10 protein-coding genes and 1 tRNA gene are annotated in these 10072 nt (G+C 69.2%); 5 read left to right on the forward strand and 6 right to left on the reverse strand.

The window, feature by feature from the left end:
• The 3 genes from V8688_RS29515 to pgsA form a co-directional block, all read right to left on the reverse strand.
• Window positions 1-295 (reverse strand): helix-turn-helix transcriptional regulator (locus tag V8688_RS29515; RefSeq protein ID WP_342802168.1); only part of this gene is annotated, 295 nt, incomplete at its 3' end.
• A gap of 91 nt (window positions 296-386) precedes the next feature.
• On the reverse strand, window positions 387-878 hold the full coding sequence (locus V8688_RS29520; protein WP_218717794.1) for a CinA family protein: 492 nt from the start codon (window positions 876-878) through the stop codon (window positions 387-389).
• Entirely contained in the window at window positions 875-1531 is a 657-nt protein-coding gene (pgsA, locus tag V8688_RS29525; RefSeq protein ID WP_218717793.1) for a CDP-diacylglycerol--glycerol-3-phosphate 3-phosphatidyltransferase, read from the reverse strand. The genes V8688_RS29520 and pgsA overlap by 4 nt, the downstream gene beginning before the upstream one ends.
• A gap of 256 nt (window positions 1532-1787) precedes the next feature.
• On the opposite strand from pgsA, the gene V8688_RS29530 reads away from it, so the two are divergent.
• Window positions 1788-2423: an amino-acid N-acetyltransferase gene (locus V8688_RS29530; RefSeq protein WP_342802169.1), complete on the forward strand. Its 636-nt coding sequence runs from the start codon at window positions 1788-1790 to the stop codon at window positions 2421-2423.
• Window positions 2424-2459: 36 nt separating this feature from the next.
• A complete protein-coding gene (locus V8688_RS29535) occupies window positions 2460-2744 on the forward strand; it encodes a YciI family protein (RefSeq protein ID WP_218717792.1) in 285 nt (94 codons plus the stop codon).
• A gap of 57 nt (window positions 2745-2801) precedes the next feature.
• Here V8688_RS29535 and V8688_RS29540 read toward each other — a convergent pair whose 3' ends face one another.
• Window positions 2802-3782: a TerC family protein gene (locus V8688_RS29540; protein WP_218717791.1), complete on the reverse strand. Its 981-nt coding sequence runs from the start codon at window positions 3780-3782 to the stop codon at window positions 2802-2804.
• A 424-nt stretch (window positions 3783-4206) separates the two neighbouring features.
• Between V8688_RS29540 and V8688_RS29545 the strand changes: the two genes are divergently transcribed.
• Window positions 4207-4280, forward strand: a tRNA-Leu gene (locus V8688_RS29545).
• A 161-nt stretch (window positions 4281-4441) separates the two neighbouring features.
• Here the strand turns inward: V8688_RS29545 and V8688_RS29550 are convergent.
• Entirely contained in the window at window positions 4442-7003 is a 2562-nt protein-coding gene (locus V8688_RS29550) for a DNA translocase FtsK (protein ID WP_218717790.1), read from the reverse strand.
• A 297-nt stretch (window positions 7004-7300) separates the two neighbouring features.
• Here V8688_RS29550 and V8688_RS29555 point away from each other — a divergent pair, with 297 nt between their 5' ends.
• Both V8688_RS29555 and V8688_RS29560 read left to right on the forward strand, forming a co-directional pair.
• Window positions 7301-7684, forward strand: a complete 384-nt coding sequence (locus V8688_RS29555) for a DUF4189 domain-containing protein (RefSeq protein ID WP_218717789.1) — start codon at window positions 7301-7303, stop codon at window positions 7682-7684.
• A gap of 37 nt (window positions 7685-7721) precedes the next feature.
• Complete coding sequence (locus V8688_RS29560; RefSeq protein ID WP_342802170.1) at window positions 7722-8276, forward strand: hypothetical protein; 555 nt, start codon at window positions 7722-7724, stop codon at window positions 8274-8276.
• Window positions 8277-8333: 57 nt separating this feature from the next.
• Here V8688_RS29560 and V8688_RS29565 read toward each other — a convergent pair.
• A partial coding sequence (locus V8688_RS29565; protein ID WP_342802171.1) for a ribonuclease J occupies window positions 8334-10072 on the reverse strand: 1739 nt, incomplete at its 5' end.

A 10072-nucleotide genomic window follows, 5' to 3' on the forward strand; every position in this document is an offset into this window, starting at 1 on the left:
CCGGGGCGGCCTCACGCTCGGCGGCGGGGCCGGTCAGCGCGGGCTCGCGCGGCGCGGAGCCATCCGCGCCGGCCATGATGGTGCTCACGTCCCACAGCACCCGCGACAGCGGCACGTCCAGTGCCTCGCAGATGGCGGCGAGCAGTTCACTGGAGGCTTCCTTGCGGCCGCGCTCCACTTCCGACAGATAGCCGAGGCTCACACGCGCCGAGGTCGACACCTCGCGCAGCGTTCGATGCTGGGCGAGACGCGCACGCCGCAGACTGTCCCCGATTGCCTCCCGCAGCAGCGTCATCTCGTTCTCCTCCACCTCGTGTCACCGCCGCAGCGGTGCTCACCTCTTTCTGGCACAACGTCGAGCATCGGCCGGTGGTTCCCGGACGCGGCTAGTTCGTCGTCACACAGCGCAGCAACTCCCGCACCGCGCTGTGCACCGCACCGATCCTGATCGTCCACCGGTCGCCGTCGAGTTTCAACCGGACCACTTCACTGTGCCGTGGACCGGCCAATCCGAGGTATACCGTCCCGACCGGGTGCCCGTCCTGGGAATCGGGTCCGGCGACGCCGGTCAGACCCACACCCCAGTCGGCGCCACAGCGCTGTCTTGCCCCCACCGCGAGCTGCTCGGCGGTCGAGGCGGCGACCGGGCCGTCGACCCGGAGGATGTCGTCGTCGACGCAGGCCAGGCGACTTTTCAGGTCGGTGGCATACACGATCAGGCCACCCCGCAGCACCGCGCTGGCGCCCGGCACCCCGGCCACGGTGGCGGCCAGCAGGCCCGCGGTCAGCGATTCGGCGGTGGCGACGGTCTGACCGGCCGCGGCCAGCGCCCGGACCAGTTCGGCGACCGGCGCCCCGTCGACGAGCGGATCGGTCACGAGCGGGACTCGCCGCGCGCGCGTCCTCCCGCCAGCCACAGGCGGGCCGCCTGGCCGACGTAGTCCAGGCCGGTGATCACCGTCAGCGCGACGGCCGCGTACATCAGCACCATGCCCGCGGTGGCGAAGGCGCCCGACAGCGGCAACAGCAGCAGCGCGATGGCGATCGACTGCACCAGGGTCTTGAGCTTGCCGCCGCGACCCGCCGGGATCACCCCGCGCCGGACCACGATGAGCCGCAGCACGGTGATGCCGAGTTCGCGTCCCACGATGACCGCGGTGATCCACCAGGGCAGATCACCCAGGACCGAGAGCCCGATCAGCGCCGAACCGATCAGCGCCTTGTCCGCGATGGGGTCGGCCAGCTTGCCGAAATCGGTCACCAAACCGTATTTGCGGGCCAGTTGCCCGTCGAAGCGATCGGTGATCGCCGCCAGCCCGAACACCGCCGCGGCGATGATCCGCCAGCGGGTGTCGTGCCCGCCTTCGGCGAACAGCGCCAGCACGAACAGCGGGACCAGCACGATCCGCGCGATGGTCAGCACGTTCGCGATATTGAGCACCGGGACCTGCGCCTCGGCACGGTCGGGCGCCGTGCGCGGTGGCGCGGGCCTCTCCCACCCACGGTCGATCTCTTCGGGTCGCACGCTCATGCTGCGTCCATCCGGCCTGCTCGGGCGCTCTCCGTGGTTACGCAGGCTGCCTCCTCCGCGCGCTGACCTCTCATGCCCCGCCCTCTCGGCACTCACCGGCACTGCGCCGAAATCCACCCGTTTCGCGCGCGGTTTGCTCGCGCGGGCAATGCCGCCCGATCCGGTCGTCGAGCCCGGCGCGATGCGGTGAGCGGAACGACAGGATGTGCGGCACATGTTCAGACTATCGGTAACCCGGCCGACTACTGTGCACCCCATGACCTCACGGGGACCACTGGGTGGTTCGACCAGCGACGCGCATCCCGCCGCGCCCTCTGTGGCGCCTGTTTCCGCGGTGTCCGATCGCGATGTCTCCGAGGGCCCTGCGTGGTCGCGCTCCGCTTCCGCCGCCGGGAAAACCGACGTCGTCGTGCGGCGAGCCCGAACCTCGGACGTCCCCGAGATCAAGCGTCTGGTCGACGAGTACGCGGGTCGCATCCTGCTGGAGAAGAATCTGGTCACCCTGTACGAGTCCGTCCAGGAGTTCTGGGTGGCCGAACTCGAGGGCCGCGTCGTCGGCTGCGGCGCGCTGCACGTGCTGTGGGCCGATCTGGGCGAGGTGCGCACGGTCGCCGTCGATCCGGTGGTGAAGGGCCGCGGCGTCGGCGGCGCCGTCGTCGATCGACTGGTCGCGGTCGCGCGCGAATTGCAGCTACAGCGGCTGTTCGTGCTGACCTTCGAGGTGGACTTCTTCGGCAGGCACGGTTTCGTCGAGATCGACGGCACGCCCGTCACCGCCGAGGTGTACGCGGAGATGTGCCGGTCCTACGACACCGGCGTCGCGGAGTTCCTCGACCTGAGCTACGTCAAGCCGAACACCCTCGGCAACACCCGCATGCTGCTGACTCTCTGACCTGTCCGCAAGCCCACCGCGAGAAAGTGATCGACCGTGCCGATCTTCGCCGTCCACTACACCTACACCGAGGCCACCGCCGCCGAGCGGGCCACGCACCGCCCCGAGCATCGCGGGTGGCTCAACGCGCTCGTCGACGCGGGCACGGTGCTCACCAGCGGCCCGTACCCGGACGGTACCGGCGCGCTGCTGATCTTCCGGGCCGAGGACGCGCCGTCGCTGACCACGCTGCTGACCGAGGACCCGTTCGCGAAGCTGGACCTCATCGAGGCCGTGCGCGTCGTCGAATGGCTGCCGGTGATGGGCGCCTTCGCCGAGTGAGCGCCCGCTGACACAGCACTGCCCCGGACACCACGACGGTTCCGGGGCAGTGCGCGGTCAGGAGGAGGTGGTGCGGCGGGTCTTGAGCAGGCTCGCCACCGTGGCGATCACCAGGATGCCGATGATCACGCTCAGCGAGAACACGGTGGAGATCTCCGGCACGCTCACATGCTCACCGCCGTTGATGAACGGCAGCGTGTTCTCGTGCAGGGCGTGCAGCACCAGTTTGACGCCGATGAACGCCAGGATGGCGGCCAGGCCGTAGGACAGGTACACCAGGCGGTCGAGCAGGCCGCCGATGAGGAAGAACAGCTGGCGCAGGCCCATCAGCGCGAAGGCGTTGGCGGTGAACACCAGATAGGGCTGCTCGGTGAGGCCGTAGATGGCCGGAATCGAGTCCAGGGCGAAGAGCAGGTCCGCGAAGCCGATGGCCAGCAGCGCCAGCAGCAGCGGGGTCACCACGCGTTTGCCGTCGATCCGGGTGACGAGTTTGTCGCCGTCGTACTGATCGGTGGTGGGCAGGATCCGCTTGGCCAGCGCCACGATGCGGCTGTCACGTTGCTGTTCGTGCTCGACCTCGTGTCCGCTCTCGCGCAGCAGGTTCACCGCGGTGTAGATCAGGAACGCGCCGAACAGGTAGAACACCCAGCTGAACGCGCTGATCGCGGCCGCGCCGACGGCGATGAACGCACCGCGCATCACCAGCGCCAGCACGATGCCGATGAGCAGCACCTTCTGCTGATAGATCCGCGGCACCGCGAAGGTGCTCATGATGATGAGGAAGATGAACAGGTTGTCCACCGAGAGGGCCTTCTCGGTGACGAAGCCCGCGTAGTACTCCCCGGCGTAGGTGCCGCCCCATTTCCAGGCGACGAAGAGGCCGAACAGCAGCGCCAGGCCGATGTAGACGGCCGACCAGAAGCCCGATTCCTTGAAGGTCGGCTCGTGCGGTGTGCGGACGTGGGCGAAGAAGTCGAAGACGAACAAGGCGAGGATCACCACACCGGTGATCACCCACTCGAGCGTGGTCACCTGCATGTGGTGGTCCGATCGATGAAGTTCATGTCGTCCATCATGCCCGAAATGTCCGTTTCAGTCGGCTTTGCGGAACGCTTGCTCGTCATGATTTCACACACAGGCACCCTGACCTGCGCACGGGCCGGTCGGCGCGTCGGAAAAATCCGTTTCGCCGAACGCCGTGCGCTGCTACCGTCGACGCATCGTCACCCCATCGGTACCCCGAGAGGAGCTAGCCGTGAACGGATCCACCGCGAAGTACGAACGCCGTGTCGAGATGCACCGGCTACCCCTGGGTGCCGTGCGGCCGCAGCGCTTTTCGAGCGCCCGCGGCGACTGCTGACCGGCATCGTCCGGCCCTAGGCCGCTAGGCACCCCTCCCCCACCTCGGGCCGAGCGCCCGCGTACCCCTGCCCGCCCTGTGCGGTCCGGGGCGATCACCCATTCCCTCGTAGCCCAACTGGCAGAGGCACCGGTCTCAGGTACCGGCAAGTGCGAGTTCGACTCTCGCCGAGGGAACCGTCCACACTCCCGGCTCACGCAGGTGCCGACGGGCTGTCGAGGCCCGTCCCGCGCGGTTCGACTCCGCGGTGAGCCACGGTCCCTCCTCGTTCGTCGCCGTCTACTCCCGGCACGGTCAGAGCAAACCAGTATCGCGCGCCGACCGGCGTGCGTTCGACCTACTCGTCCTCGGCGCCGCCGGGGTCGCCACCCCGGATCGACCACAGCAATCCGTCCAGCTCGTCGGGCTTGATCAGCACGTCGCGCGCCTTGGAACCCTCGCTGGGGCCGACGACGCCGCGCGTCTCCATCAGGTCCATCAACCGGCCCGCCTTGGCGAAGCCGACGCGCAGCTTGCGCTGCAGCATCGAGGTGGAGCCGAACTGCGAGGTGACCACCAGCTCCACGGCCTGCAACAGCACATCCATGTCGTCGCCGATGTCGGGGTCGACGTCCTTGACCTCGCCGGCCTTGGCGGCCGTGACGCCCTCCTGGTACTCGGGCTCGGCCTGGGTCTTGCTGAACTCGACGACCGCGTGGATCTCCTCGTCGGAGATGAACGCGCCCTGCAGACGGGTCGGCTTGCCCGCGCCCATCGGCAGGAACAGGCCGTCGCCCATGCCGATCAGCTTCTCCGCGCCCGGTTGATCCAGGATGACGCGCGAGTCGGTCAGCGACGAGGTCGCGAAGGCCAGCCGCGAGGGCACGTTGGTCTTGATCAGGCCGGTCACGACGTCCACCGACGGGCGCTGGGTCGCCAGCACCAGGTGGATGCCCGCGGCGCGGGCCTTCTGGGTGATCCGCACGATCGCGTCCTCGACGTCGCGCGGGGCGGTCATCATGAGGTCGGCGAGCTCGTCGACGATCGCCAGGATGTACGGATACGGGCGGTAGACCCGCTCGCTGCCCAGCGGCGCGGTGATCTGGCCCGACTTCACCTTCTTGTTGAAGTCGTCGATGTGGCGGACCTTGTTGGCCTGCATGTCCTGATAGCGCTGTTCCATCTCCTCGACCAGCCAGGCCAGCGCGGCGGCGGCCTTCTTCGGCTGGGTGATGATGGGCGTGATCAGGTGCGGAATGCCCTCGTACGGCGTGAGTTCCACCATCTTCGGGTCGATCAGGATCATCCTGACCTCTTCCGGGGTGGCCCGGTGCAGCAGCGAGATCAGCATCGAGTTCACGAAACTCGACTTACCGGAACCGGTGGAACCGGCCACCAGCAGGTGGGGCATCTTGGCCAGGTTCGCCGAGACGAACTCGCCCTCGATGTTCTTGCCGAGCCCGATCACCAGCGGGTGATGGTCGTTGCGGGTGTGCGGCGACTTGAGCACGTCGGCCAGGCGCACCAGTTCGCGGTCGGAGTTGGGCACCTCGATGCCGACCGCGGACTTGCCGGGAATCGGCGCGAGCAGGCGCACGTTCTCGGTCGCGACCGCGTAGGCGAGGTTGCGGGCCAGCGCGGTGATCTTCTCGACCTTGACGCCGGGGCCCAGCTCCACCTCGTAGCGGGTGACCGTCGGGCCGCGCACGAAACCGGTGACCGCGGCGTCGATCTTGAACTGCACCAGCACCTCGGTGATCGCCTCGATCATCGATTCGTTGGCGGCCGAACGCTTCTTGGGCGGTTCACCGTCGAGCAGCAGGGTCAGCGGCGGCAGGGTGTAGTCGCCGTCGACGACCCGGTCGGTGACGAACTCCGGCTCCGGCGGGGCGGGCGGGGTCTGGTCGACGACCTTGGCGGGCGGGCGCTTGCGCGCCGGCTTCGGGGCGGGCTCGGGCGCGGGCGGTTCCTCGTCGAGGCGCAGCTGCTTGGCTTCGCGCAGCGGGGGTTCGCCCAGCGATTCGGTGAGCGCGTCGGAGCCGCCGAACTCGTCGGGCGGGTAGTTGTCGTCGGGGGTACGGCCACGGCGACGGGTCCGGTTGCGGTGCAGCGGGAAACCGTCGTCGTCGTAGTTGGCCGGGTCGTAGGGATCGTCGTCGCCGTCGTGCTCGCCGAGGCCGAAGTACTCCCGCAGCGCCGTTGGCACCTCGCGCACCGTGGTCCCGGTGAGCAGCAGGACACCGAACACCATGGCCAGCAACAGAATCGGTAGCGCCAGCCAGGGCGTGAGCCCCTGCCCGAGCGGACCGCCGACGGCGTAGCCGAGGAGGCCCGCCGCCCGCGAACGCCCGTGCGCGTCGGCGGGCGACCCGGCGGCCAGATGCCAGATGCCGAGCGCGGGCAGCACGACGAGCAGGCCGCCCAGCACCAGCCGGGGCCGGATCTCCGGATGCGGCTCGGTGCGCATGAGCACCACGGCGAGGGCGATGAACAACAGCGGAGCCAGTCCGCCCGCGGTACCCGCGACGGCGCGCACGACGTCTTCGAGGAAACGGCCGACGGGTCCGCCCGCCGAGAGCCACATGGCGGCGGCGATGACCGCGCTCACCGCGATGAGCGCCAGACCGATGCCGTCGCGCCGGTGTCCGTGCTCGATCTCCCCGGCGCGGCTCAGCGTGCGGGTCGTGGCGCCGACGCCGCGCGCCAGCATGGTCCAGCCGCTGCCGACGCCGCGCCCGATCACCGCCAGCGGCGCGGTGTTCGACGCGCGTTTGACCGGCCTGCGCGCGGGGGCGGTACGCCCGCGTGGCGCCGCCGACGCTCGCGGAGTCGTCGAGCGAGATCGCGGCGGCGGCGTCTGCCCCCGGCTCGATCCCGCCCGCGCCCGAGAGGTCGTGGTGCTGCGGGACTTACCTGCCATGACCATCAGGCTAGCCGCTCAGGCCCCGTCCGGACCATCCGCAACACTGGTCCCACCCCGGTTGCGACGGTGATCTCACCCGCAGGCGCAGGTCGCGGGCCCCCGGTCAGCGTGGGGAAAACTCGCGCGCGACCGCGTTTCGCGGGCCCGGACTTGTCGAATCCTTACCGAACTCCTGTATTTCGGCCCGTAGGCGGCGCTACGGCTGGCGCGCGCGAGGTGCCGCTCGGTACGTTGACTGCGCTCCATCGGGTCGGTTGACCCGTGCTTACGAAGGGGAAGCAACAAGTGAAGAGAATGCTCACCAGCGCGGCCGTGCTCGGTGCCACCACCGCGGCGTTGTTCGCGGGGCACATCGCTCCGGCCCAGGCGCAGTCGAGCAATTACGGTGCCATCGCGGTATCGATCAAACCGGGGGTCTACGGGTACGCCACCGACTACGGCAGCTATGCCGAGGCGGAGGCAGGCGCGATGGCGGCATGCCGGCGCGGCGGAGGCGGCGGCGGGTGCGATGTGAAGGTGTCGTATCGCAACGGCTGCGGCGCTATCGCGATCTCGCGCGGCTGGTGGAGCTACGGCTCGGCCTCGACCATCGGCGGCGCCAAACGCGAAGCGCTGAACAACAATCCGGGCAACGCCAGCATCAAGCACTGGAACTGCACCAGCGGTTACCAGCTCTAGCCCGACCCGTATCGAGAACAGTATCTGGGGAGTTGTAGTGACCAACCGTCCACTGAAGACCGCCACCGCCCTCGTCGCGATCGTCGCGGCGCTCGGGCTCAGCGCGTGCAGCAGCGATTCGGGCTCGTCGAGCGCGGGCGCGAGCAGCACGACCGCCGCGGGCGGCGCCTTCGAATCGGGCAATACCAAGCAGGGCAAGGAAGAAGGCGGCGACCTCGCGGTCACCACCCCGCCCAACCTGCCCAAGCCGACCGCCGAGGAACTGAACAGCCGGATCAACAAGGCGCTGGCGGGCAAGCTCACCGGCGACGAGAAGAAGACCTACATCGAGGACGCCGATCAGGATCCGATGCTGGTCGACAAGTTCGTCGACGCCGCGAACAAGAACAAGGTGACCGTCGCGATCACCAAGGTCGGCGAGCCCGCCGACGGCAAGCTCAAGGCCGACGCCGATGTCACCATCGACGGCAAGCCGGTGCAGGACGCCTTCGTCGACTTCGTCGCCGAGGACGATTCCTGGAAGGTCTCGCACACCTTCGCCTGCAACATCGTGAAGTCGGCCAAGCTCGACTCCGCGGCCTGCCAGGCCTGACCCGCGACCACAACCGCCGGGCGACAGTGTCGCCCGGCGGTTGTCGGTCTCGGAAGGTCAGACGCCGATGACCGTCGGCACGATCATCGGACGGCGACGGTAGGTGTCGGCGACCCAGCGGCCGACCACCCGGCGCACGCCCTGGGCGATGCGGTGGGTGTCGGTGATGCCCTCGCCCGCCAGCCGCAGCAGCTCGGACTCCACCAGCTCGTTCGCGCCGTTGAGCGCGGTCGGGTCGTCGGAGAAGCCGCGGCCGTTGAGCTCGGTGCTGACGGCCTTGCCCGTGGTCGAGTCGATGACGACGGTGATCGAGATGAAACCGCCCTCGCCCAGGACCAGGCGGTCCGACAGGGTCGACTCGCCGACGTCGCCGACCGAGAGGCCGTCGACGTAGACGTGCCCGACCGGAACCCGGCCGACGATGGAGGCGATGCCGTCGACCAGGTCGACCACCACGCCGTCCTCGGCCAGCACGACCCGCTCCTCCGGCACGCCGGTGGCCACCGCGAGCGCGGCGTTGGCGCGCAGGTGCCGCCATTCGCCGTGCACGGGCATGGCGTTGGTCGGGCGCACCGCGTTGTACAGGTACAGCAGCTCACCGGCCGAGGCGTGACCGGAGACGTGCACCTTCGCGTTCTGCTGGGTGATGACCGTGGCGCCGAGCCGGGCCAGGCCGTTGACCACCGCGAACACCGAGTTCTCGTTGCCGGGGATCAGCGAGGAGGCCAGCACGATCAGGTCGTCGGCGCGGATGTTGATCTGGCGGTGGTCACCGCGCGCCATCCGGGCCAGCGCCGAGAGCGGTTCGCCCTGGGAACCGGTGGAGATCAGCACCAGGCGGTTGCCGGGCAGGTTCGCGGCCTGGTCCATCTCGACGACCACGTTGTCGGGCACCGTCAGATAGCCCAGATCCTGGGCGATCTGCATGTTGCGCACCATCGAGCGGCCGACGAAGCAGACCTTGCGGTTGTACTTCTGTGCCACGTCGACGACCTGCTGGATGCGGTGCACGTGGCTGGCGAAGGAGGCGACGATGACGCGGTTGCGCGCCTTGCCGATGACATTGTCGAGCACCCCGCCGATCTCGCGCTCGGGAGTGACGAAGCCGGGGACCTCGGCGTTGGTGGAGTCGACCAGGAACAGGTCGACTCCCTCGTCGCCGAGGCGCGAGAAGCCGGCCAGGTCGGTCAGGCGGCCGTCGAGCGGCAGCTGGTCGAGCTTGATGTCACCGGTGTGCAGCACGACGCCCGCCTTGGTGCGGATGGCGACCGCGATGGCGTCGGGGATCGAGTGGTTGACCGCGAAGTACTCGCACTCGAACGGGCCGTGCACGGTGGTCTCGCCCTCGGCGACCTCCATGAGCTTGGGCTGCAGCCGGTGCTCACGGCACTTGGCGGCGACCAGCGCGAGGGTGAACCGCGCGCCGATCACGGGGATGTCGGGACGGTTGCGCAGCAGGAACGGCACCGCGCCGATGTGGTCCTCGTGACCGTGGGTGAGCACGATGGCGACGATGTCGTCCATCCGGTCCTCGATGGGCCGGAAGTCGGGCAGGATCAGGTCGACGCCGGGCTGCTGGTCCTCGGGGAACAGCACACCGCAGTCGACGATCAACAGCTTGCCGTCGTACTCGAACACGGTCATGTTGCGGCCGATTTCGCCGATGCCGCCGAGCGCGAACACCCGCAGGCCGTTCTTGGGCAGCTTCGGCGGGGCGCCGAGCCGGTCCTGGGGCGCCTTCTCGCGCGGCTCGGCCACGGGCGCGGAACCCCGGCCACGGCCGCTGCCCTGCCGGC

It is taken from the genome of Nocardia sp. No.11 (genome assembly GCF_038752175.1).
Classification (GTDB): Bacteria; Actinomycetota; Actinomycetes; order Mycobacteriales; family Mycobacteriaceae; genus Nocardia; species Nocardia canadensis.

Excerpts from the sequence above, each read along its gene's own strand:
- V8688_RS29555 (WP_218717789.1), top strand. The coding sequence starts at position 7,301 with ATGCTCACCAGCGCGGCCGTGCTCGGTGCCACCACCGCGGCGTTGTTC.
- V8688_RS29550 (WP_218717790.1), bottom strand. The coding sequence starts at position 7,003 with ATGGCAGGTAAGTCCCGCAGCACCACGACCTCTCGGGCGCGGGCGGGA.
- pgsA (WP_218717793.1), bottom strand. The coding sequence starts at position 1,531 with ATGAGCGTGCGACCCGAAGAGATCGACCGTGGGTGGGAGAGGCCCGCG.
- V8688_RS29540 (WP_218717791.1), bottom strand. The coding sequence starts at position 3,782 with ATGCAGGTGACCACGCTCGAGTGGGTGATCACCGGTGTGGTGATCCTC.
- V8688_RS29530 (WP_342802169.1), top strand. The coding sequence starts at position 1,788 with ATGACCTCACGGGGACCACTGGGTGGTTCGACCAGCGACGCGCATCCC.